Source organism: Burkholderia sp. Ac-20365 (assembly GCF_017104715.1).
Lineage (GTDB): Bacteria > Pseudomonadota > Gammaproteobacteria > Burkholderiales > Burkholderiaceae > Paraburkholderia.
Map to the genome: position 1 here is coordinate 257,158 of NZ_JAAGPI010000005.1, position 21,910 is coordinate 279,067.

A 21,910-nucleotide genomic window follows, 5' to 3' on the forward strand; every position below is an offset into this window, starting at 1 on the left:
CAGTTCCGTCATTCTCAAGGGCCGATGCAGCGCGACGTCGGGCGGCTTGCTCCAGCGTGCGGCCGTTGTTGTCTCGTTCGATGTGCGCTCAGACGGGCCGCGTCGAACCTCGCAAGATGACGTCGCAGCGGAGGCTCGTGGTGCTGAACGGCGTTTCCCGCGCGGTTCGAAGCCTTCGTTCGAGTACGTCGGCAATCGTCTGTGCGACGCCGTGGATAGGCTGGGCGACGACGGTGATGCTGGGCTCGTACAGCCCGAATAACGGCGGGTCGTCGAATGAGATAAGCGACACCTTTTCCGGCACGCGGATCTTCGCGTCCTTGAAGCAACGCAACGCGCCGAGCGCCATCACATAGTTCGCGCAGAAGATCGCGGTGGGCGGTTCCGGCAGCGACATCAGATGGCGCGTCGCGTCGTAGCCGCCGAGAATCGACCAGTGCCCGGGTCCGACGTAACGTGGATCGACCTCGATTCCGCGCTCGGCCAGTGCATCGCAATAGCCGAGATAGCGTTCGTTCGCCGCGCTGTCGACCAGTTCACCCGACACCATGCCCACGCGCCGATGCCCGATATCGAGCAGATGCCGCACCGCGTGCATCGACGCTTCCCGGTTGTTCACGAATACCCGGTCGGCTTTCAGACCGGCGAGGTCGTTATCGTAGAGAACCAGTGGGACACCGTCGTTGATCAGCTGGTCGACGCGGTCGAACAGGCGATCCACACCCGACATCACCAGCGCGTCGATGCGCTGCGTGGAGAAGTAATCGAGACTTTCTTCCATTAGCCGCGTGTCGCCGCCGTGGCAGTAGATGAGCAGTGCGCGACCGTCACGCCGCAGCGCGCGCGACAGATGTTCGAGCATGGCGCCGTGAAACTCGTCGAACGACGGCGCGAGCAGACCCACGACGTGCGTGACATCCGTTTTCATCGCAACGGCGGCCGCGTTGCGCTTGAAGTGCAGCGCCCGAATCGCTTCCTCGATCTGTTCGCGATTGGCGCGCCGGATCGGAAAGCCATTCAGATAACGCGACACCGTGCCGATCGCGACGTTCGCCCGTTTGGCGACGTCGACGATCGTCGGAGCGCGCGATTTACCGGCATCGTTTGAAGTATCGTCGTTCATAAGGCGCATCAGTCATTGCGGGAAGAGTGTTCGGACTCGAATGCCACGGCGGTATGAATGCGCATCCGGGGCACTGTGACCTGCACCGCGCCGTCCGCGGTGAGCGTCCATTCAAGCGCTTCACCCGACAGCGCGTCGTACGAGCGGGTTGGCGGATGCGGGAGGCGCACCGTCGCCGAAATGGGACCGATCGCCGGGATGTCCTCGATGATCTCCATCACGCGAGTCGCGCCACCATCGACCGGCATGGCCTGTCCCCGCAATTGTGGGGCGCCGTAGAGCAGATGCAGGACATGCCGCTGCTTGTCGGGCTGATGGGTCAACGTGACCCGGCCCGATGATGGAAGGTCCGTTCTGACAGTGGTTTGGGGCATTAATCGGCTGATCATCGCGTCGACGATGTAACGGTAGATCGGCTGTCCGATCGCGCGATAGAGCCGGAAGATCGGATAGGCCACATAGCCCATGCCGTGATGAAGCGACGCGGCGATACCCAGCGGTTGCGCGTCGATGTCATTCGGCGCATGCGCATGCGAACTGAAATGCCGATACGTGCGGTTGAAATAGGGCGCACGAATATTGCCGAGCACTTCGGCGCCGCGGGTACCGACGAGCAGCGCGTCATCGTAGAACACGACGGGACTCGTGGGGATGCGCGTGTCGAGGCCCGCATTCATTTCCACGTAGCTCGGCCAGAATCCCGTCGATTCCGCCTCGACGCTGAGGCCGAAGTCGAGCGCAAATCCGTTGTTGCCGTTGCTGCCGTTGCGTCCGGAATGCCACGACGCGAGCAGCTTGCCGCCACCGGCGACGTACGACTCAAGCCTCCGTGCAAGCGCATCGTCGACGGGAATGTCATCGGGCAGAACCAGCAGCCGGTAGTCTTCGAAACGCGCGCTGGCGTCGATGACATCGAACGGGCGATGCAATTCGAGAAGCATCTGGACCGCGCCATCGTCGCTGGGATGATTGCGACCCACGCCCGGATGCATGTGCTCCGCCGACAGAATGGCGATCTCGGACACCTGTTTCGCGCCTTCGAGAAAAGGCTCGAGTTTCGCGATGCGCGCATAGGCGGGCGCGATGCGTTCATAGGTATCGTGGTCGATGGCTCCGCCGGGATGCAGTGCGTCGCCGATAAGGCATCGGGAACCGAGCGCCGCCATCTGCGCGCATTCGTATTCGAGCGCGTCGGCATGCTTGAAGCCGCCGAACTCGCCCCAGCTCGAATGAAACTTGCCCGTGTGGGCCATGTACTCCAGACCGAGCGTCGCGGCGTAACGCGCGCTCGTCGGCAGATGGTTGTAGCCCCAGCCGCCCGTCGGCAGGCTTTCGAGTTCGAGGTGCGTGTAGTCCCTGTAACGTTCAGGCCCGCTCTTCGCGATGTGCCCCGCGTTATAGAACATACGCAGATGCGGGAACTCGGCGAAGAGGGCCGTGCTTGTTTCACCGCGAAACTGCGCGAGCACCGCTTCATCGTTCTGATGGCGATCGTGTGCGTTCTCGGGATCGAGACCGAGCGCGAGCATCCTGTCGATGCAGTTCGTGCACACGCAATCGTTCGCCATGACGATATCGAAGAACAGGCCCGGAATGTCGTAGCGGGTTGCGACTTCGCGTGCCTGATCGAGAATCAGCTTGCGCAGCGGGGCGTGGCTCAGGCAGAGCGTATGCCAGGCCGGACTGAGTTGCTTCGCGCTCGACCTGTCTGCGTCGCTGTCGTGAACGAACGCGTTGGTCGCGCTGAGCACGCGCCACTCCGGATGTTCGCGCGCCGTCTGCTCATCCCATTGCACGGTGAGGTAGACGGGGCTTTCGATGTCGGCATTTTTCAAGGCCTCGATCATGTCGCCCAGCAGGTCGGGCCGGCTGAGATGCGGATGAACATGACCCACTGTCGTCGGATAGTACGACCAGCCGTGGTGGCACTTGGCAAACACCGTGATCGAATCGACGTGCGCTTTCTTCAGCGTGGCGGCAAAGTCCACAGGATCGAAGTGCGCGCCAACACCAGGTATGTGCTCGGACGTGTGAAAGTCGAGATGAATCTGGCGGTAGCGCAGCGGTTTCGCGTGACGGGCCATGTTGTTATTCCTTGCTTGCGCTGCGGCTCAGCGCACCACTGGCGAACTGGCGTTGAAACACAATGAACACCACGAGCGGCACGATCGCGGTGATGATGGCCGCCACGGCGCGCAGATTCCAGTTCGCGTCGAACGTTCCGGCGATGCGCGCGAACGCGACGGGAAGCGGTATCTGCGAGCGCAGATAGAGCAGGGGAAGCAGAAGCGAATTCCAGGTCCACAGAAACTGCAGGATGCCGATGGCAAAAACCGGCGCGAGGGTGTTGGGCAACACGACGTAGCCAAACATCGCGAGAGGTCCGCAACCGTCGATGCGCGCGGCCTCGATCAGTTCGCGCGGAAATTGCTCGAGGAAGTTCTTCACCACCACGATCGACCACGCAAACGAGAGGCCGATATACGGGATCAGCACGGCGAGCATGTTGTCGATCAACCCCCATTCCCGCCAGAGCTGGAACAGCGGAATGATGACTACCTGCTGCGGCAGCACGAATGCGTTGACGATGATGATCAGAATGGTTCGGCGCAACGGGAAGCGCAAAAAGTGAAACGCGTACGCGGCGGCGGGCGTCAGCAACATCGTCGCGAGCGTGGCGATTCCAGCGAGTTTCAGCGATACCCAGCACGCGTTCAGCAACGGATAGTGCGTCCACACCGACCGCCATGCGTCGAATGTCAGCGTGACTTTGCTGGCGGTCCACCAGCCGAGTACCGCTTCGTCGACGGGACGAAGCGACGTGATCACGATGCCGATGATGGGCACGATCCAGACGATGGCGATAATGCTGACGAGCGCGGTTGCCCAACGCGAAGAGGCGTGTTTCATTTCGCCTCCGCCGTGCGTTTGAGGATCGCCGGGATCGACACGATCAGAACCGCAATCAGCAGAATGATCGTGGCGGCCGCGCCGTAGCCGAGCTTGAATTGCGTCATCGACTCGCGGTACATGAAGAAGCCAAGCGTCTCGGTCGAACGGACCGGTCCACCATTCGTCATGACGTAGATGGTGTCGAATGCACGCAGGCTGCCAAGCAGATTGATGAAGGTCGCGATGCGCACACCCGGCAGCGACAACGGCAGCACGATGTAACGCAAGATCGACAGACCGCGCGCGCCGTCGATACGGGCCGCGTCCAGAATCGCGCCAGGAATGGACTGCGTGGCGGCGAAGCACAGCATCAGCGGCAAGCCGACTTGCGCCCACGAGTAGGCGACAACGAGCGCACCGAGTGCCGTCGATTGATCGCCGAGCCACGCATGCGTGAAGTGACCCAGGCCGATTGCGGTCAGCCCCGCATTGAGCAATCCACCCGAATCGGGCCGGAAGATACCGAGCCAGATAAACCCCGTCACCGTTTCGGAGATGCCGTAAGCGGAGAAGATCAACACGCGCGGGATCAGCGTTGCTTTGGGCGCCAGCGAGCAAAGCAGCGCAAGCATCCAGCCGATGCCCACCGACAGGGCCGTCGTCGAGATCGTCCAGACGAATGTAGTCGAAAGCGCCTGCCTGAAGTTGCTGTCGTGGAATAGCTGCACGTAGTTGCGCAAGCCGACGAAGTGCGCGGCGCCGAGTCCGCGAATATCGAAGAAGCTCAGGCGAATCGTATCGACGAGCGGATAGGCGACAGCCAGACCGAAGAGAACCAGCACGGGCGCAATGAGCAGATACGCGGCGCGCACCTCATGCCACTGGAACGCGCGCCTGCGCGCCGGCGCACGTCCCGCGCTTCCGAGTCCATGCGCCGTCGAGCCATCGGCCTGCGATGCGCTCCGTGCGTAGCTGATGAACTGCGCGCAGCGATTGTCGTGCTCGTTCATTGCGTTCATGTTCCCTGGGCTCGCAATACATACGGCGATTACGCGTTGTCTCCTGCGAGTGGCAGAAGGCGTCCCTGACTATCTGTACGAATCCTTTGCCTTTGCTTCGACGGCGGCGAGCACCCTGTCGATGTTCGCGTCGCTCGGGTCCTGAAGGAAATGCTGGAGTTGCACGCGATATTCGTCGACAAGATCGCCCGGCAGCAGATCGCCGAGCACGAACTGTGTTCTGGACGATTTGACGGCATGGGAGGACGCAGTCGCAACGGGGCTGAGCAGTGCGTTATCAGCCTTGCTGGAAGGCGACACGAGACCGTTTCGGGCTTCGATCGCGGCGGCTTCGGCGCCTGTCATCCACGTCATGAACTGGTTGGCGGCAGTCGCGTTGGAACCGGACTTGAGCGCGAGGAATTCCTTGGTATCGACGCTCGTTGTGTCGTCGTGACCGAACCCCATCGACGGGAACTGGAACAGCGCGTAGTCCACGCCTTCCTTCATACCGTAATCGCTTTTGGCACGGTTGTTGACCCACATGCCGATCATGTCGTAACCGTGCGTGCCGCTCTTGAGCACTTCGTCGGCGGCGTTGTCCCACTCCGTGGCGAGCATCCGGTTGGGATCGTCGCAGCAGTTTGCCTTGAGCATCTCGGCGTACATCTGGAGCGCCATCTTGACGACGGGATCGGTCCACGCGATCTTGTGCGCCGCGAGCTTCGATGACGCTTCGACGCCGCCCACGCGCAGCAACATCGTCTCGAACCACTCTGCGTGAGCCCACGTTTTGCCGGCAATCGCGATCGGCGTAACGCCGACGGCGCGCAGCTTGCCGAATGTGCCGAGAAATTCTCCCCATGTTTTCGGCGGCGTGCCGATGCCGGCTTTTTTCATCACGTCGGTGCGATAGAAGATGCCGCTGCGATCGCCGAATGTGTAGGTGACGCCATACGTCACGCCCTTGTACTGCCCGAGGCGCTTCCATTCGTCGTCAAGATTGTCGCTCCACCTGTATTCATTCCACTCGGTGTCCAGCGGTCGAAGCATCCCCGCGTCGACGAGTTCGGCACGGAACGCGGGCCATGTGTTGATCAGCAGATCGGCTTTTTCTCCGCTCATGAGTGCGGCGCGAATGGCGCCGCGAGCATCGCCTTGCACGGTCAGACTGATTTCGCGGATCTTGATGGTGGGATGGCTTTTCTGAAAAGCGGATTCCATCGCGCGGATCGTGTCGCCTTCAGCGCCGGATAGCCAGTCAATGATGACGAGTTCGTTGCTCGCGGCAATCGCGGCGGAGGGAAGCAGAATGGAGAAGATGGCGGAGAATACAGCCCCGGGCGTGAGACGTCGGCATACGACGAACGGCACAGAGCTCACGCATGCCATCACGCATCTCCAGTGAATACGGTGAATCGCCAGGTGATCATTTCAATTTAATTGAAACGTTATCAACTGGACAAGGAAGGGTTTACCCTCCACGTCTATTGATGTGAAGATACGTGCAACACGAGGCTGAATTCGTATGTTCTGGCGCTTGATCGGGAAACTGCGCGAAAGCTCGCGTCGCTTATAACTCGACGGCAAATGAGTGCGTTTCCTTTCGCTTGCCCGGTGCGAAGTACCAGAGAGCGGCAAACACCTGAACGGCAATCAGACCAAACCAGACGTACTGATGAGCCGCAACAGGGTAGTGCCCATTGGTGACGGACCAGTGATTCAGTGCAGCGCCGATCGTGATCTGCGTGACGAAGATACCGACAAAGATAACCAGCGTGAAAGCGGTGTTCACGCGGCCGATCAACCGTGCGGGAAAGTGTTCGGCAAGAACCGCGTAGGTCAGGATGCCTGTGCCGCCCAACGCACCATAAGCCGCCCACAACATCACATCGGGAAGCGCAACGCGCGTGGCGAGTAGCGTCTCGACTACGACGAATGCCGCCATCGTCACACCCGAGAAACGCTGCACGCTAAGGCCACGCCGCTCGAGTGCGCGCGCGAGCGCACCAAAGCAGACGTTACCGACGATGAAAGTACCGCCGAGCACTGAAATGAGCGTACCGATCCGGGAAGCGCCATTCGTCATCGCCGACGACGTCATGTCGCGCAGGAAGACGCCGACCCAAAGCGATTGCATCGCATAGAACGCCGCTTGCGTGAGTGCGGAGAACGTCGCCAGTTTCCAGAACGCGTGGCTGCGCAAGACATGGAACGTGCCTTTGAACTGTTCGAACAGGCTTGCCTTCGATGCCGTGGCTTCCGTGGCAGGCGCGCCGAACCAGATGATGAGCGCGACACACGCGGTCAGCGCGGAAAGACCCATACTCACCGTTCGCCAGTGCGCGAGCGTCAGCAACAGCGACAGCGGCTCGCCGACCACCACGCCACCCAAGCCGCCGATCGCCATCACGATGCCGTTGACGAGCGTGAGTTGCGATACGGGAAAGTGATGCGCCGTCGCCTTGAACGCACCGCCAAGACATATCGACGCGCCAATGCCGATCAGCAGACGGCCGATCATCAAACCCGTCATGCCGGTCGACAGCGCAAACAGCAGCGATCCAGCCGCCGCGAACAGCAATACGCCCGCCGTCACGCGACGCGCGCCATAACGGTCAAGCAACACGCCCGCAGGAATCTGCGCGCCCGCGAAGCCGAGAAAATAGATGCTCGTGAGTGTGCCGAGATCGGTCGCTGTCAATCCTATTTCACGCGACAGGAACGGCGCGAAGCCTAGATTGACGCCCCGGAACAGAAACGAAATAAAGTAGCCGAGCGCGAAGACGGCCAGCACGCGCAATCTGAGGATACTCATACACTGCAGGAATCAGACGGAAATAGTCGTTGAAGCACCGATTATTTCGGATGAGAAGGGTACGAAGCCAGCGAGAGATTTGCGACGCGACTGTGAGTATAATTTGACGTCATGCCGCGCAACATTCCACCCCTGCAGGCGCTGCGAGCACTCGAAGCCGCAGCCCGGCGGCGCAGTTTCAGCCGGGCCGCGGAAGAGTTGCATTTGACGCACAGCGCAATCAGTCATCATTTACGCGGGCTCGAAGCCGAGCTTGGCGTTGAATTGTTCAAGCGCGTCGGCAGCCAGATGATCCCCACCGCGGCAGGCGCGCAGCTTGCGGACCGCGTGCGCCGCAGTCTGGATGACTTGCGCGATGCGCTCGACGCCACGCGGCCCGGAATCAACCGCGTAACGCGCCTCGAAGTCAGCGTAATGGCGGACTTTGCTTCGCTGTGGCTCATTCCCCGTCTCGGCGATTTCCACGAACGTCATCCCGACGTCGATCTGTCGCTGCACATGCATGCCGACGTTTCGCCGCCCGATCCGTATCCATTCGACGTCGGCATCTGGCATCGACGTGTCGATGAACCGGGTTTCCAGATTCGCAAGCTCCTCGATGACCAGGTTGTCGCCGTGTGCAGTCCGGGCCTGCTCGCGCGCTATCCGAAGTTCCGTCTGGAAAAGCTCGCAACCATGCCGCTACTGCGCTTCTCGCGGCGAGGCTGGCGAGACTTCTTCGATGCGGCGGGCGTGTCCGGCGACGAGCCCGTGCGCGGACCCGTGTTCGACGATGCCGGTTTGTTGCTGCAAGCGACGCTTGCCGGTCAGGGTGTGGCGACGGCGCGGCTGCAACTTGCGCGAGCCTTCATCGAGCGTGGCGAACTGGTGCAATTGGGCCAGGTGCGTATTCCTGCCGCGCTCGAGTATTTCTTCACCTGGCGCGACGGACATCCACGCGAAGATGTCATTGCACAGTTTTATCGATGGGTGAGGGCAGAACTGGCGAAGTAGACAGCTCGGCCGGCTGCGATATCGGTGTACCGCAGCCGGCGCTCCAACAACAGACGCTCAGGCAAGATCGAAGCGATCGAGATTCATCACCTTCACCCACGCTCCAATGAAATCGCGCACGAATTTTTCGTTCGCGTCCTCGCTTGCATACACTTCGCACAACGCGCGCAGTTGCGCATGCGAACCGAACACCAGATCGACGCGTGTGGCCGTCCATTTCAGTTCGCCCGACTGGCGATCGCGCCCTTCGTACACGTCATCGCCGGATGAACGCGGCGTCCATACCGTGCCGATGTCGAGCAGGTTGCGGAAGAAGTCACTGGTCAGCGCCTGTGGCCGATCGGTGAACACGCCATGCGAATCGCTGCCGGTATGAACATCCAGCACGCGTAGTCCACCGATCAGCACCGTCATCTCGGGCGCCGTCAACGTCAACAACTGCGCGCGATCAATCAGCAGATGCTCAGCAGGCACGCTGCATTTGCGTGTGATGAAGTTGCGAAAGCCATCGGCGAACGGTTCGAGCGCGCCGACGGACTCGACGTCGGTCTGCGCCTGCGATGCATCCATGCGGCCCGGCACGAAGGGCACGGTAACGCCGTGCCCGGCTGCCTGCGCCGCTTGCTCGATACCAACGCCACCCGCGAGCACGATCAGGTCGGCCAGCGACACTTTCTTCCCGTCCGTCTGTGCGCCGTTGAATCCGGCCTGGATACCTTCGAATGTTTCGAGCGCTTGTGCGAGCACGGCCGGCTCATTGACCGCCCAGTCTTTCTGCGGTGCAAGACGAATCCGCGCGCCGTTTGCGCCGCCGCGCTTGTCAGAGCCGCGGAACGTCGCAGCCGATGCCCACGCCGTCGAGACCAGCTGCGCAACAGACAAACCCGAAGCGGCAATCCTGTTCTTCAGAGTTCCGATATCGGCTTCGTCGATCAGCGGATGATGGACATGTGGAATCGGATCCTGCCAGATCAATTCTTCAGCCGGCACTTCCGGGCCCAGATAACGCGCGCGTGGACCCATGTCGCGATGAGTCAGCTTGAACCATGCGCGGGCAAAGGCATCGGCGAATGCATCGGGGTTCTGCATGAAGTGTCGAGAGATCTTCTCGTAGACGGGATCGAAGCGCAGCGAGAGATCGGTCGTTAGCATGGTTGGCAACAGCTTCTTCGACGGATCATGCGCGTGAGGAACCGTTGCGTCCGCACCTTTCGCGACCCATTGATGCGCGCCCGCCGGGCTGCGCGTCAGTTCCCATTCGTAGCCGAACAGATTCAGGAAAAAGCCCATGCCCCATTGAATGGGCGTATTGCTCCATGTGACTTCCAGTCCGCTCGAAATGGTATCGGCGCCTGCGCCCGTGCCAAAGGTGTTCTTCCAGCCGAGCCCCTGGTTTTCCAGCGCAGCGGCTTCCGGTTCGGGGCCGACATGGCTGGCGGGCGCCGCACCGTGCGTCTTGCCGAATGCATGGCCGCCCGCGATCAGCGCGACGGTTTCTTCGTCGTTCATCGCCATGCGGCCGAAGGTTTCGCGTATGTCGTGCGCTGCGGCGACAGGATCCGGATTACCGTCGGGCCCTTCCGGGTTCACGTAGATCAAGCCCATTTGCACGGCGGCAAGTGGATTTTCCAGATGCCGTTCGCCGACTTTGGCGTATCGGACATCATCGCCCAGCCAGGTCTTTTCGTTGCCCCAATACACATCCTGGTCCGGCTCCCACGTGTCCTCGCGGCCGCCTCCATAACCGAACGTCTTGAAGCCCATGGTTTCGAGCGCAACGTTGCCAGTGAGAATCAGCAAGTCCGCCCAGGATATCTTCTGCCCGTACTTTTGCTTGACCGGCCAGAGCAGGCGACGAGCCTTGTCCAGATTGACGTTGTCCGGCCAGCTGTTGAGCGGCGCAAACCGTTGTTGTCCGCGTCCGCCGCCGCCTCGTCCATCGCCGATGCGGTAGGTGCCCGCGCCATGCCAGGCCATGCGGATGAAGAAGGGCCCGTAGTGCCCGAAGTCCGCAGGCCACCATGCCTGCGAAGTCGTCATCAGCGCGGCAAGGTCTTTCTTGACCGCCGACAGGTCCAGGCTCCTGAATGCGTCCGCGTAATTGAACGCTTTATCCAGCGGACTGGATTTGCTGGAATGCTGACTGAGCAGATCCAGTCTCAGCTGGTTGGGCCACCAGTCGCGAATGGACGTGCCGACGCCGGCTGTATGAGTGAAGGGGCATCCTGCATCGGTTGACATGCACTATCTCCTTGGAAAGACCATCCGTCTGCGCATCCGATGAACTTCATCGCTCGTGAGTCGCTTCAACGAGGCATTGCCATGCGACGGGAGTGTCTGCCTTGCTTGCGTGGTTGCATTGGCAATCGCTCGTCTTGAGCAGACGACCGTGCGCGGGTTCTTCATTCGGTGATTGCGCGCTTTGCGTCGCCAACGCGCAGGCTTCTATTCGACTCGCACCGGCACCGTGATAGGTCGTGACCGTGTAGGCATGAACGGGAGCAAAAGAACATGCAAGCGCTAGCGCCAGGCCTAAGGCAATACTGGACAACTTCATGTTGGCCTCTCCAGGATGCAGTCGATACGGAGTGTCCACAAGCTTAGGGCAATTGCCTGAAGCAGTCTGTCTCGCGGCATGTTCGTAGCGGTTTGCAATGCGTTTTGAACAACGCGAATTCGCGCTTCGGTTATCGGATTGCATCGCTATTTCGCAATCGAACGCGCACCGGAACCTTTCGACTGAATTGCACTAAGTTGCGTGAAGCGGGTTCTTCAATGCCTCGGGTACTTGTGTGGGTGTTCGGGGAACCCGACTGTCAACAACGCACGGAAGTGCTTCACGCATCAGCACAGGAAAGGACACGCATATGAAAGCAGCGCGCATGCATGAATATGGAAAGCCCCTCGTCCTGGAGGATATTCCCGTTCCTGATATCAAGGCCGATGAGATTCTGGTGGAGGTGAGAGCGTGTGGAATGTGCCGCTCCGACGTTCAACTCATCGACGGGTATTTCCGGAAATACGCGGATATTCCGACGCCCATCACACTCGGTCATGAGATCACGGGCGTGATCAGCAAGATTGGCAGCATCGTGCCCGAGGCAGCTGGTTTCCACGAAGGCGACCACGTGGTCGTCGCTCCTGGATGGGGCGATGGTATCTGTCGTCATTGCCAGATCGGCAACACGCATATTTGCCCTAATGTCCGTTGGCCAGGGTTCGGGCCTGTGGGCGGATTCGCGGAGTTTCTGCCTGTTCCCGCTCGCTATCTGATCAAGGTGGATAAGCGCCTGCCTTTCGAAACGCTCGCGCCGCTCACGGATGCGGGGCTGACACCTTATCGCGGCATCAAGAAGCTGCGTGATGGCGGCGCTTTGGGTCCGGACCGGATCATGGGCGTGTTCGGCGTGGGCGGCCTCGGCGGCTATGCGGTCCAGTACGCGAAGATTCTCGGCGCAGGCGCAAAGGTCGTTGCGTTCGCTCGCAATTCGGAGAAGCTCGAAATCGCGAAAGAGTACGGCGCCGATCATATCGTCAACGTCAAGGGCAAGTCGTCGGCGGATATCGGCAACGAACTGAACAAGCTGGTGGGTCGTCACGATCTCGATGCCGTCATCGACTGCGCGGGTGCAGAACAGATGGTGCAACTGGCAATGAGTCTGCTGTCGATCAGCGGCCATTATGTCGACGTTGGCCTCGTCGGCGATCGCATCGATGTTCCGCTCTTTCCGCGCGTGTCGCGCGAACAGACCGTGCAGGGATCGTTCTGGGGCAACAACACCGACCTGACCGAAGTCATGGCGCTTGCAGCGGAAGACAAGATCCGCCATACCGTCAAGACGTTCAGGTTCGAGGAACTCAATGACTATATCGACCGGTTGAGAGTGGGCGAGATCGTCGGCCGGGCGGTGATGAAGTTCTGACTGGCGACGCATGTTCCGCAGCGGTGCCGTTCAACATGCATGATGAACGGCGACGAATGTTGTCGTAGCGGCATATGATGTTGCTAATGGCTGACTGCTCCTTCATAGGAGGCTTCCATGTGCCGCTTTCTTCCCGTTGTCGCTGCTTTTTGTTGCGTGTTATCGCTGCCCGCGTTGGCGCAAACAGGTGCTTCGCCCGCTTCTGCCGCGACTTCTCAAACCCGTACGGCCGAAACAAAAAAGTCGGACAAAACCCTGGCTCGCGACGTTCGTCGCGCTCTTGGGAATACGCACGACTTGAATGCACAAGGCATTCGCGTTACGGCCCGAAACGGGTTTATCACGCTGAGTGGAACGGTCCGCACGGCGGATGAGATGAACGCAGCGGAGCAGGTGGCGCGAAGCGTTCGCGGCGTACAGTCGGTCACGAACAGACTGACGCTGTTCCGGGGCGAAAACGGTTAATCACCGTTGCGCGAAGTCGCCCGGCTGCAACTCGATATTCGATGCAGGCCGCGCGGGCAGTTTGCGCTCGGCGATGGCGCGGATGCGATCATAACCGTCGCTGAAGGCCTTCAGGATACGCGTCTCGCTGGCGCGTGGTTCCAGCATCCGCTGCAATCTGCCGCTCAATCAGCCATTGCCGCCATGAAATAACGCGAGCTTGTTCGTCACAGAAGTCACGCCCTGAACCGATCTGGTGATGTCTTCCGCTTGCTGGATCTGCTCGCCGCTCTTGACCGAGCCGCTGAGTGTCACTGCGCCGCCGCGCGCCCGCACGAACACGCCTGATACGTCGAAGCCTTGTGCCCTTGCCAATGCGCGACGCACGGACTTGCCGAGCGCGCGATCGGCGGGCGTGGCTTTCTTCGACGCGTGGGTGGGTTGGGCGTTGGTCGTATCGCTGGCCTGTGCGTGACATGCAATCGACACAGTCATCGACATGCCTACCAGCAAGGCACGCAGCAAGTTTCTGTTCATCTCGACCTCCGCTTCGGTTAGACGGAGCAGCACGCCGGTTCGCATCGAACCTTTCCCACCGACTCGTAACAGTCAAATCGGAAGACGGTGCAGCATCATGTTGTGCATGATTGTCTGGGTGCCGTGTCGTATGGTCTTTTCCGATAGCACGTTATTTGTAATCGCTAACGGTTCTGTTCGTCAGCTTCGACTGTCATTCACGCTTCGCCCGTCTGCTTGCCAGTTAGTGCGTCGATTAGCAGGCGAGCGCCAGGCGAGAGAGGCGCACCCTTGCGTGTAACCAGTTCATAAGGCTCGCTTCGTGAAGCGAGCGTGAGCGGAAGGCTGCGGGTCATGCGCTGACGGGAAAAGAACTGCGCGACGTCGATCGACACCAGCGCTACGAACGACGGATTGTTCTGCAACAGCGTCAGCGTGGCGAAAATCGAGGTCGTTTCCAGCAGATGCAGCGGGAAGCGAATGCCGGCATCGCGAAACTCGCGCTCCAGCAGCAGTCGCATCGGCATGTTCGCGCGATACACCACCCAGCGATATTCAGCGAGTTGCTTGAGTGTCACTTTCTTCGCCGTTCCCAGCGGATGCTGAACGTTGGCGATGACGGCCAGTGTCTCGTCCTGCAGCTTGATGCTCTCGTAAAGGTCCGGCGTCTGACTGATGGTCGTGCGGCAAATGGCCAGGTCGAGCCTGCCGGCATCGATCTGGCTCAATAGCGTCGCGCTCGTGTCTTCGACGATCTCCACGGACATTTCCGGGTGCCGCTCGACGAGTGCCGTGATGGCTTCCGTCAGCAACGGCACGGCGCCCATGATGACGCCCACCGCCACGCGACCTCCATGCCCGCGCAGGATACCAACGATCTCTTCGCGCAGATGCGCGACATCGGTGTGAATCAGCCTTGCGTAGCGGATCACGCAGTGCCCGACCTCATTGGGCTCCAGGCCTCGGTTCGTGCGGTTGAACAGCGCCGTGCCGAACGTGGTTTCGATTTCCTGCAGCGCCTTGCTGGCGCCGGGCTGTGTGAGCGCCACCTGCTTCGCCGCTTTGAGCAGCGACCCGTGATCGCCCAGCGCAATCAGCAATCTCAACTGCTTGAGATGCAGGCGCGACACGATGGAATTCAGCGATGGTGTCATTCTGAGTTGAGGAAAAGCTATATCAGTATCAAATGCTCTCAATTTCGGCGAAAGGCGAACCTACCTATACTCAGTCGCAACAGGCCTTTCTTTGGGCGCCATTGCGGAATCTGCGAGATGTCTTCGTGAGTCGATTCGCTCCGCTGCAATCGTTTCAACTATAACGGAATCTCATTTCCATGTCTCTCATCACCTATATCACGCATATTCAGTTCGAGTCCGGCGCCGTGCGCCTGCTGAAACAGGAATGTGAACGCATTGGTATCCGGCGTCCGTTGATCGTGACGGACAAGGGCATCAAGGCTGCGGGCATCGTCGATACCGTGCTGGGCGCGCTGGGAGACGGCGTGCCCGTCGCCCTGTACGACGGTACGCCGCCGAACCCCAATGAAGGTGCAGTGCGCGAGGCGGTCGCCGCCTATCACAGCGGCGATTGCGATGGAATCATCGCGGTGGGCGGCGGTTCGTCGATCGATCTCGCGAAGGGTGTCGCCGTTTGCGCCACGCATGATGGTCCGCTGAAGAGCTTCGCCGTGATCGAAGGCGGGGCGGCGCGTATCACCGCGAAGACGGCGCCCGTGATTGCTGTGCCCACGACAGCGGGAACGGGCAGCGAAGTAGGCCGGGGCGCGATCCTGATTCTCGACGACGGTCGCAAGGTCGGCGTGATTTCGCCGTTCGTGGTGCCGAAAGCAGCGATCTGCGATCCGGATCTCACGCTGGGTTTGCCGCCCGTTCTGACGGCTGCCACGGGAATGGATGCGATTGCGCACTGCCTGGAAACCTTCATGTCGCCGGCCTTCAATCCGCCGGCCGATGGCATCGCGCTCGACGGTTTGTGGCGCGCGTGGGCGCATATCGAGCGCGCAACGCGCCAGTCGGACGACCGCGTCGCGCGCATGAACATGATGAGCGCGTCGATGCAGGGCGCGCTGGCATTCCAGAAGGGCCTTGGATGCGTGCACAGCCTGAGTCATTCGCTGGGCGGCATCAATCCGCGTCTTCATCACGGCACGCTCAATGCGATCTTCTTGCCGGCCGTGATCGAGTTCAACAGGGAATCGGACTCGATGCGCGACGAGAACAAGCTCGAACGCATCGCGCAGGCGATTGGTGCCGGCAGCGGCGCTGAAGTGGCTGCGTCGCTGAAGGCCATGACACAGCGTCTTGGTTTGCCGACGCACCTCGAAGCGCTTGGCGTGACGCGCGATATGTTCCCCGCGATCATCCAGGGCGCGCTGAAGGATCACAGCCACAAGACGAATCCGCGCATTGCGTCCGAGGACGACTACCGCGCGATGCTGGAGGCGTCGTTCTGATGCGTGGCCGCATGTGACGGAAATGCGGCCCCAGCGATGTCGGCGGACTGACATGCCCGCGAGTTATACCGCTATCGATTTTCGTCAATTCTTTTCACGGGCTCCCGAGCGTATGCTCGCGAGCGCGACGAATTCAGCATCTCACAGGCCACACAGATGGCCGTCGACAAAAAGCAAACGGAGACATTTTCATGCAAGCAAGCAAAAAGCTTCGACGCATTCAACGCGTTTCGATTTTCTTTCTGACATTGGCCGGCTGTATCAACTATCTCGACCGGAGTGCGCTTTCCGTCGCAAATAGCATGATCCGGGGCGAGATGGGACTGACGGCATCGCAAATGGGCATGCTGCTGTCCGCGTTTTCGCTGGCATACGCGTTTTGCCAGTTGCCTGTCGGCGTGATGCTCGACCGGCTCGGCGCACGGCTCATGCTTGGCGCGGGCATGTTCGCGTGGTCCGTCGCGCAACTGTGCGCGGGCTTTGTCGGCAATATCCAACAGTTCTTTATCGCGCGGGTGTGTCTGGGCATTGGCGAAGCACCGCAATTTCCGGCTGGCGCGAAAGTGATCGGCGAATGGTTTGCGGTGCGGGATCGCGGCACGCCGACAGGCATCTTCGTCGCGTCGAGCACCATCGGGCCCGCGCTTGCGCCGCCCATTCTCACGGGTCTGATGCTCGCGCTCGGCTGGCGTCAGATGTTCATCGCAACCGGCGTGCTGGGTATGTTCGTCGCGCTCGGCTGGTATGTCGCCTATCGCAACCGCAATGAGGTGCAGCTCACGCGTGAAGAGGACGCGTATCTTGATCAGGACAGCGCCGAACAGACGAATGCGAAGCCGTTGAACGCCGCACAGTGGCGCAACCTGTTCAGCCAGCGCACGACGTGGGGCATGCTGTTCGGCTTCATGGGCGTGATCTATATGGTGTGGCTCTATCTGACGTGGCTTCCCGCGTATCTCGAACATGAACGCGGTATGAGCGTTGCGCGTACTGGTTGGGTCGTGTCGATTCCGTATTTCGTCGGCACCATCGGCATGCTGTGCAGCGGTTATATCGCGGACAAGCTGTATCGCCGTGGCATGGCGCCCATCACGAGCCGCAAATGGCCGATCACGGTTGGTCTCGTCGGCGCGGCGCTGTTCACGGTGCCGGCTGCGCTGACGCCGTCTGCGTCGCTTGCAGTGGTCTATATCTCGCTGGCGATGTTCTTCATCAATCTGGCTTCGGGCGGCGCGTGGTCGCTTGTCAGCATCGCGGCGCCGCGACACGTGGTCGCTTCGCTGGGCGGGATCCAGAACTTCGGCGGCTTTCTCGCAGGTTCGGCTGCGCCCGTGATTACGGGTGTCGTGGTGGACCGCACGCATTCTTTCGTGAATGCACTGATTGTCAGTGCCGTCGTCGCGTTGCTTTCCGCGCTTGCTTATCTTTTCATGGTGCGTCGTCCCATTGCCATCGAAGAAAGCCCGGCCGATTTCACGACTGCATCGCTTTCTCCGGCCCGGCAAGCGGAATGACGCGCGGATCACCGCACGCATTAGGGCCAGTTTCGTTCTTGGTCAGTATTAGGGATTGACATGCCGCTTATCACCTGTGTTGAAGATTTGCGCGTGCTTGCGAAAAGGCGCGTACCCAAGGCGTTTTACGACTATGTCGACAGTGGATCGTATTCGGAGTCCACGTATCGCGAGAACAGCGCGGCCTTCCGGGCGCTGAAGCTGCAGCAACGCGTTGCGGTCAATGTCGAACGCCGCAGTACGGCGAGCACGATGGTCGGCCACGATGTGGCAATGCCCGTCGCCATTGCGCCGACGGGACTCGCCGGCATGCAATGGGCCAACGGCGAAATTCTCGGCGCACGAGCGGCACAACACTTCGGCGTGCCGTTCACGCTGTCGACGGTGAGCATCTGTTCGATTGAAGACATTGCGCGCGAAACCACGGTGCCGTTCTGGTTTCAGCTCTACGTGATGCGTGATCGCGGCTTCAATGCGTCGCTGATCGAACGGGCGAAACGCGCGGGCTGCTCGGCGCTCGTCGTCACGTTGGACTTGCAGATCAACGGTCAACGGCACAAGGACATCAAGAACGGCATGACCGTGCCGCCGCGCCTGACGATGAGCAACGTGCTCGACTTTGCTTCGAAGCCGGGCTGGATGCTGCGCGCGATGTCCGGTGCGAAGACCTTCGGCAACCTCGCGGGTCACATCAAGGGTGGCGACGATGTGATCGCGATCAGCAAATGGGTCGCATCGCAATTCGATCCGACGCTGAGCTGGGACGATATCGCCGCGATCAGGCAACAGTGGGACGGCAAGCTGATCCTCAAAGGCATTCTGAGCGCCGAGGACGCACGCGTGGCGGCATCGGTCGGTGCGGACGCGATCGTCGTGAGCAATCACGGCGGACGGCAACTGGACGGCGCACCGTCGACGGTCGACGCATTGCCCGCGATCGTCGAAGCGGTTGACGATGACGTGGAAGTCTGGATGGACGGCGGCATTCGCAGCGGCCAGGACGTCATGAAGGCACTGGCGCTCGGCGCCAAAGGCACGATGGTCGGCCGCGCGTTCATGTATGCGCTCGGCGCGATGGGCGAAGCGGGCGTCACGCGGATGCTGCAGATCCTGCAAAGCGAGCTCGACGTCAGCATGGCGCTATCCGGCGTACGGCAGATCGGCGAGATCGGTCGACACAATCTTTTTCAGGGCGGATCGAACCCATCGCCGCGGCACGCGCGCGTTGCATTCGAACCCGCTATTCCTGCATTGAACTAGTTGGAGGAAACACACATGAATCTGGACATTGAAGGCCGCTGGGCACTCGTGTGCGCGGCGAGCAAGGGACTCGGCAAAGCCAGCGCGAAGGCGCTCGTGCAGGAAGGCGTGAACGTCGTGATTACGGCGCGCGGACGCGAAGCGCTCGAGGCGACTGCGCAGGAACTCAGGCAATGCAATGCCGCTGTACAGGTGATCGCCGTGGCAGGCGACATCACGACGAACGAAGGCCGCGCGCAGGCGCTCGCGGCGGCGCCTCGCATCGACATTCTCGTGAACAACGCGGGCGGTCCGCCGCCAGGCGACTTCCGCACGTGGTCGCGCGAGGACTGGATCGCCGCGCTCGACGCTAACATGCTGACGGCCATCGAACTGATCAAGGCAACCGTCGACGGCATGACGGAACGCGGCTTCGGCCGGATCGTGAACATCACGTCTGGCGCGGTCAAGGCGCCTATCGATGTGCTCGGGCTGTCCAATGGCGCGCGCTCCGGACTTACGGGCTTCATCGCGGGTATTGCGCGGCAGAAGCGCATTGCGGAACGCAACGTGACGATCAACAACCTGCTGCCGGGACTGTTCGACACCGACCGTCTGCGGCAATCGACGGACGCGGCGGCCAAAGCACAAGGCAAGAGCTACGACGACGCAAGAGAAGCAAAGCGCGTGTCGATTCCCGCAGGCCGCTTCGGTTCGCCCGATGAATTCGGCGCGTTTTGCGCCTTCATGTGCAGCGCGCGAGCAGGCTATCTGACGGGACAAAACATCCTGCTGGATGGCGGCGCGTATCCGGGCACTATGTGAATCACTATCGTTCAGGGTGACGGAATGACTATCGCAGGCAATCTTTTGATCGGCCACTCGGCAGTACGTGGCAACAACGGCGCGTCATATGCCATCGACGCATTCACCGGCGAGCGTATCGAGCCCGCATTCGGCGGCGCAAGCATGAGCGATCTCGATGCGGCGTGCGCGCTTGCGTGGGCCGCGTTCGATGCGTACCGGGAAACGAGCCTCGAATCGCGCGCGCGTTTTCTGGAAGCAATCGCCAGCAACATCATCGAGATCGGCGATGTGCTGATTGAACGCTGCGTTCAGGAATCGGGCTTGCCGCGCGCACGTATTGAAGGCGAACGCGCTCGCACCGTCGCGCAACTACGGATGTTCGCCGGCGTGGTGCGTGACGGCGATTTTCTGGGCGTACGCATCGACCCCGCGCAACCCGACAGAAGGCCGATGCCGCGCGTCGATCTGCGGTTGCGGCACATTGCACTCGGCCCAGTCGCGGTGTTCGGCGCGAGCAATTTCCCGCTGGCGTTTTCGGTGGCGGGCGGTGATACGGCGTCCGCGCTCGCTGCGGGCTGCCCGGTCATCGTCAAGGCGCATTCGGCGCATCCGGGCACGTCGGAACTCGTGGGTATGGCTGTGCAGAAGGCCGTCAAAGACTGCGGCATGCCCGAGGGCACGTTCTCGCTGCTGTTCGGCAGCGGGCGGGAAATCGGACAAGGTCTCGTGCGCGACGCACGCATCAAGGCGGTCGGCTTCACGGGTTCGCGTGGCGCGGGAACCGAACTGATCTCGATCGCGGCGGCGCGGACCGAGCCTATCCCCATCTACGCGGAGATGAGCAGCATCAACCCCGTGTTGCTGTTTCCTCACGCGCTGGAACATCGAGGCGAAGCGATCGCGCGTGCGTTTGTGCAATCGTTGACGCTGGGTGCGGGGCAGTTCTGCACGAACCCCGGCCTTATCCTCGCGGTGGATGGCCCGGCGCTCGACAACTTCTTGCGCGTTGCGGGCATAGCGCTATCCGATACGCCCGCCGCGACGATGTTGACGCCCGGCATTCATAAGACCTATGAACAGGCGGTGAGCCGGTTCAACGGGCATCCTGACGTGAGCACGGTGGGCCGGGGTGCGGGCGCAACCAATCCCAATCAGGGGCAGGGCGCACTTTTCTCGGCAACCGAAGCAGCGTTCCGCGCCGACAAGCTGTTGCAGGAGGAAATCTTTGGTGCCTCGTCGCTCGTCGTGCGATGCCGCGATCTGCAATCGATGCTCGAACTCATCGAACAACTGGAAGGTCAGTTGACGTCGGCCTTGCATATCGATGCCGAAGATCACGAAGCGGCACGCGGCTTTCTGCCTGCGCTCGAGCGTCGCACGGGACGGATACTGGTCAATGGCTTCGGCACGGGCGTCGAGGTCGGACACGCGATGGTTCATGGCGGACCGTATCCATCGACAGCGGACGGGCGTTCGACTTCCGTCGGCAGCCTGGCGATCCACCGCTTCCTGCGGCCCGTCAGCTATCAGGACATGCCGGATGGGTTGTTGCCGGCTGTGCTGCAAGAGGCGAATCCGCTGAACGTCAACCGACGCATCGACGGCAAGCTGTCGCTGTCGTCACTACAGGCTGCCTGATCGGCATTGCAAACACTGCTGCTCGGAAAAGCGCGCCATATTTCGCGTTCAAACGCCGGCGCGCTTTTCCGGACGACGGCTACATTCGGCGCAAAGCACCCGCATTGCGAGGCAGGAGATCATGGAGTGCGCCTTTCCTTACCTGGGCTATTCGATCAAGGTGTACGCCCAGGCACCAGCGGAGCCCGCTGCACGCAGCATGATGTTGCATGACGCGGGATTCGTGAGTGTCGTGGAGATTTTCAGCGCGAACGGACGCGTGCCCGCTTTCCCTCAGTTTCGCGTGACGGACGAAAACGGTCGCGGCTTCGATTCACAGGTCGACGCGATGTTGAAGGGCTTTACGGCAGGTCAATCCATTGTCGACGAACTGTTGCCCGTTGCCGCCATCAACTGATTCGAGCGCCGCGCAGCATACGGCGGGCCTCGGCGCCCTGGCGGGCACTCACTCCCGCAATATCTTTCCGGCCCGGATAAAACAGCGCATGCGCGGCGCAAACGCACCCTCTTGCTGGCGAAGGATGATAGAAAC

18 protein-coding genes and 1 pseudogene are annotated in these 21,910 nt (G+C 61.0%); 9 read left to right on the forward strand and 10 right to left on the reverse strand.

Going from position 1 to position 21,910, the window contains the following annotated elements:
* Positions 1–88 precede the first annotated feature (88 nt).
* The 6 genes from G3O01_RS12295 to G3O01_RS12320 all read right to left on the reverse strand — a co-directional run bounded on the left by G3O01_RS12295 (position 89) and on the right by G3O01_RS12320 (position 7,831).
* On the reverse strand, positions 89–1,123 hold the full coding sequence (locus tag G3O01_RS12295) for a LacI family DNA-binding transcriptional regulator (RefSeq protein WP_205804927.1): 1,035 nt from the start codon (positions 1,121–1,123) through the stop codon (positions 89–91).
* 8 nt (positions 1,124–1,131) lie between these two features.
* A complete protein-coding gene (locus G3O01_RS12300; protein WP_205804929.1) occupies positions 1,132–3,207 on the reverse strand; it encodes an alpha-amylase family protein in 2,076 nt (691 codons plus the stop codon).
* Between the two features lie 4 nt (positions 3,208–3,211).
* Complete coding sequence (locus tag G3O01_RS12305) at positions 3,212–4,033, reverse strand: carbohydrate ABC transporter permease (protein WP_205804931.1); 822 nt, start codon at positions 4,031–4,033, stop codon at positions 3,212–3,214.
* A complete protein-coding gene (locus G3O01_RS12310; RefSeq protein ID WP_205804933.1) occupies positions 4,030–5,034 on the reverse strand; it encodes a sugar ABC transporter permease in 1,005 nt (334 codons plus the stop codon). The genes G3O01_RS12305 and G3O01_RS12310 overlap by 4 nt, the downstream gene beginning before the upstream one ends.
* Positions 5,035–5,103: 69 nt before the next feature.
* Positions 5,104–6,405, reverse strand: coding sequence for an ABC transporter substrate-binding protein (locus G3O01_RS12315; RefSeq protein ID WP_205804934.1), 1,302 nt, complete (start codon positions 6,403–6,405; stop codon positions 5,104–5,106).
* 181 nt (positions 6,406–6,586) lie between these two features.
* Positions 6,587–7,831 (reverse strand): MFS transporter, encoded by a 1,245-nt coding sequence (locus G3O01_RS12320; RefSeq protein ID WP_205804936.1) that lies wholly within the window; start codon positions 7,829–7,831, stop codon positions 6,587–6,589.
* A 111-nt stretch (positions 7,832–7,942) separates the two neighbouring features.
* Here G3O01_RS12320 and G3O01_RS12325 point away from each other — a divergent pair, with 111 nt between their 5' ends.
* Positions 7,943–8,824 (forward strand): LysR substrate-binding domain-containing protein, encoded by an 882-nt coding sequence (locus G3O01_RS12325; RefSeq protein WP_205804938.1) that lies wholly within the window; start codon positions 7,943–7,945, stop codon positions 8,822–8,824.
* Positions 8,825–8,881: 57 nt separating this feature from the next.
* On the opposite strand, the gene katG is transcribed toward G3O01_RS12325, so the two are convergent.
* Positions 8,882–11,065 (reverse strand): catalase/peroxidase HPI, encoded by a 2,184-nt coding sequence (katG, locus tag G3O01_RS12330; RefSeq protein ID WP_205804940.1) that lies wholly within the window; start codon positions 11,063–11,065, stop codon positions 8,882–8,884.
* A gap of 626 nt (positions 11,066–11,691) precedes the next feature.
* Here katG and G3O01_RS12335 point away from each other — a divergent pair.
* Positions 11,692–12,747: an NAD(P)-dependent alcohol dehydrogenase gene (locus G3O01_RS12335; RefSeq protein ID WP_205804941.1), complete on the forward strand. Its 1,056-nt coding sequence runs from the start codon at positions 11,692–11,694 to the stop codon at positions 12,745–12,747.
* A gap of 117 nt (positions 12,748–12,864) precedes the next feature.
* Positions 12,865–13,212 carry a BON domain-containing protein gene (locus tag G3O01_RS12340; protein WP_205804942.1) on the forward strand — a complete coding sequence of 116 codons (348 nt, stop codon included), beginning with the start codon at positions 12,865–12,867 and terminating at the stop codon, positions 13,210–13,212.
* Here G3O01_RS12340 and G3O01_RS12345 read toward each other — a convergent pair.
* The 3 genes and pseudogenes from G3O01_RS12345 to G3O01_RS12355 form a co-directional block, all read right to left on the reverse strand.
* Positions 13,213–13,356, reverse strand: a pseudogene (locus G3O01_RS12345) (DUF1488 domain-containing protein); the annotation flags it as partial.
* Between the two features lie 24 nt (positions 13,357–13,380).
* Positions 13,381–13,728 carry a BON domain-containing protein gene (locus G3O01_RS12350; RefSeq protein ID WP_205804944.1) on the reverse strand — a complete coding sequence of 116 codons (348 nt, stop codon included), beginning with the start codon at positions 13,726–13,728 and terminating at the stop codon, positions 13,381–13,383.
* Between the two features lie 197 nt (positions 13,729–13,925).
* Complete coding sequence (locus G3O01_RS12355; RefSeq protein WP_205804945.1) at positions 13,926–14,861, reverse strand: LysR family transcriptional regulator; 936 nt, start codon at positions 14,859–14,861, stop codon at positions 13,926–13,928.
* 179 nt (positions 14,862–15,040) lie between these two features.
* On the opposite strand from G3O01_RS12355, the gene G3O01_RS12360 reads away from it, so the two are divergent.
* From G3O01_RS12360 to G3O01_RS12385, 6 genes are all read left to right on the forward strand, one after another.
* Positions 15,041–16,180 carry an iron-containing alcohol dehydrogenase gene (locus G3O01_RS12360; RefSeq protein WP_205804946.1) on the forward strand — a complete coding sequence of 380 codons (1,140 nt, stop codon included), beginning with the start codon at positions 15,041–15,043 and terminating at the stop codon, positions 16,178–16,180.
* 191 nt (positions 16,181–16,371) lie between these two features.
* Positions 16,372–17,694, forward strand: a complete 1,323-nt coding sequence (locus G3O01_RS12365) for an MFS transporter (protein ID WP_205804948.1) — start codon at positions 16,372–16,374, stop codon at positions 17,692–17,694.
* A 60-nt stretch (positions 17,695–17,754) separates the two neighbouring features.
* A complete protein-coding gene (locus G3O01_RS12370) occupies positions 17,755–18,954 on the forward strand; it encodes an alpha-hydroxy acid oxidase (protein ID WP_205804949.1) in 1,200 nt (399 codons plus the stop codon).
* Between the two features lie 15 nt (positions 18,955–18,969).
* The gene (locus G3O01_RS12375) at positions 18,970–19,758 is read left to right on the forward strand and encodes an SDR family oxidoreductase (RefSeq protein WP_205804950.1); all 789 of its coding nucleotides are present in this window, start codon (positions 18,970–18,972) and stop codon (positions 19,756–19,758) included.
* A 24-nt stretch (positions 19,759–19,782) separates the two neighbouring features.
* Positions 19,783–21,378, forward strand: a complete 1,596-nt coding sequence (locus tag G3O01_RS12380; RefSeq protein WP_205804951.1) for an aldehyde dehydrogenase (NADP(+)) — start codon at positions 19,783–19,785, stop codon at positions 21,376–21,378.
* A gap of 121 nt (positions 21,379–21,499) precedes the next feature.
* Positions 21,500–21,775: a hypothetical protein gene (locus G3O01_RS12385; protein ID WP_205804952.1), complete on the forward strand. Its 276-nt coding sequence runs from the start codon at positions 21,500–21,502 to the stop codon at positions 21,773–21,775.
* Positions 21,776–21,910 lie beyond the last annotated feature (135 nt).

What these genes read in the sequence shown, in the direction of transcription:
- G3O01_RS12295 (WP_205804927.1), bottom strand. Translation starts at nt 1,123, where the DNA reads ATGAACGACGATACTTCAAACGATGCCGGTAAATCGCGCGCTCCGACG.
- G3O01_RS12300 (WP_205804929.1), bottom strand. Translation starts at nt 3,207, where the DNA reads ATGGCCCGTCACGCGAAACCGCTGCGCTACCGCCAGATTCATCTCGAC.
- G3O01_RS12305 (WP_205804931.1), bottom strand. Translation starts at nt 4,033, where the DNA reads ATGAAACACGCCTCTTCGCGTTGGGCAACCGCGCTCGTCAGCATTATC.
- G3O01_RS12310 (WP_205804933.1), bottom strand. Translation starts at nt 5,034, where the DNA reads ATGAACGCAATGAACGAGCACGACAATCGCTGCGCGCAGTTCATCAGC.
- G3O01_RS12315 (WP_205804934.1), bottom strand. Translation starts at nt 6,405, where the DNA reads ATGGCATGCGTGAGCTCTGTGCCGTTCGTCGTATGCCGACGTCTCACG.
- G3O01_RS12320 (WP_205804936.1), bottom strand. Translation starts at nt 7,831, where the DNA reads ATGAGTATCCTCAGATTGCGCGTGCTGGCCGTCTTCGCGCTCGGCTAC.
- G3O01_RS12325 (WP_205804938.1), top strand. Translation starts at nt 7,943, where the DNA reads ATGCCGCGCAACATTCCACCCCTGCAGGCGCTGCGAGCACTCGAAGCC.
- katG (WP_205804940.1), bottom strand. Translation starts at nt 11,065, where the DNA reads ATGTCAACCGATGCAGGATGCCCCTTCACTCATACAGCCGGCGTCGGC.
- G3O01_RS12335 (WP_205804941.1), top strand. Translation starts at nt 11,692, where the DNA reads ATGAAAGCAGCGCGCATGCATGAATATGGAAAGCCCCTCGTCCTGGAG.
- G3O01_RS12340 (WP_205804942.1), top strand. Translation starts at nt 12,865, where the DNA reads ATGTGCCGCTTTCTTCCCGTTGTCGCTGCTTTTTGTTGCGTGTTATCG.
- G3O01_RS12350 (WP_205804944.1), bottom strand. Translation starts at nt 13,728, where the DNA reads ATGAACAGAAACTTGCTGCGTGCCTTGCTGGTAGGCATGTCGATGACT.
- G3O01_RS12355 (WP_205804945.1), bottom strand. Translation starts at nt 14,861, where the DNA reads ATGACACCATCGCTGAATTCCATCGTGTCGCGCCTGCATCTCAAGCAG.
- G3O01_RS12360 (WP_205804946.1), top strand. Translation starts at nt 15,041, where the DNA reads ATGTCTCTCATCACCTATATCACGCATATTCAGTTCGAGTCCGGCGCC.
- G3O01_RS12365 (WP_205804948.1), top strand. Translation starts at nt 16,372, where the DNA reads ATGCAAGCAAGCAAAAAGCTTCGACGCATTCAACGCGTTTCGATTTTC.
- G3O01_RS12370 (WP_205804949.1), top strand. Translation starts at nt 17,755, where the DNA reads ATGCCGCTTATCACCTGTGTTGAAGATTTGCGCGTGCTTGCGAAAAGG.
- G3O01_RS12375 (WP_205804950.1), top strand. Translation starts at nt 18,970, where the DNA reads ATGAATCTGGACATTGAAGGCCGCTGGGCACTCGTGTGCGCGGCGAGC.
- G3O01_RS12380 (WP_205804951.1), top strand. Translation starts at nt 19,783, where the DNA reads ATGACTATCGCAGGCAATCTTTTGATCGGCCACTCGGCAGTACGTGGC.
- G3O01_RS12385 (WP_205804952.1), top strand. Translation starts at nt 21,500, where the DNA reads ATGGAGTGCGCCTTTCCTTACCTGGGCTATTCGATCAAGGTGTACGCC.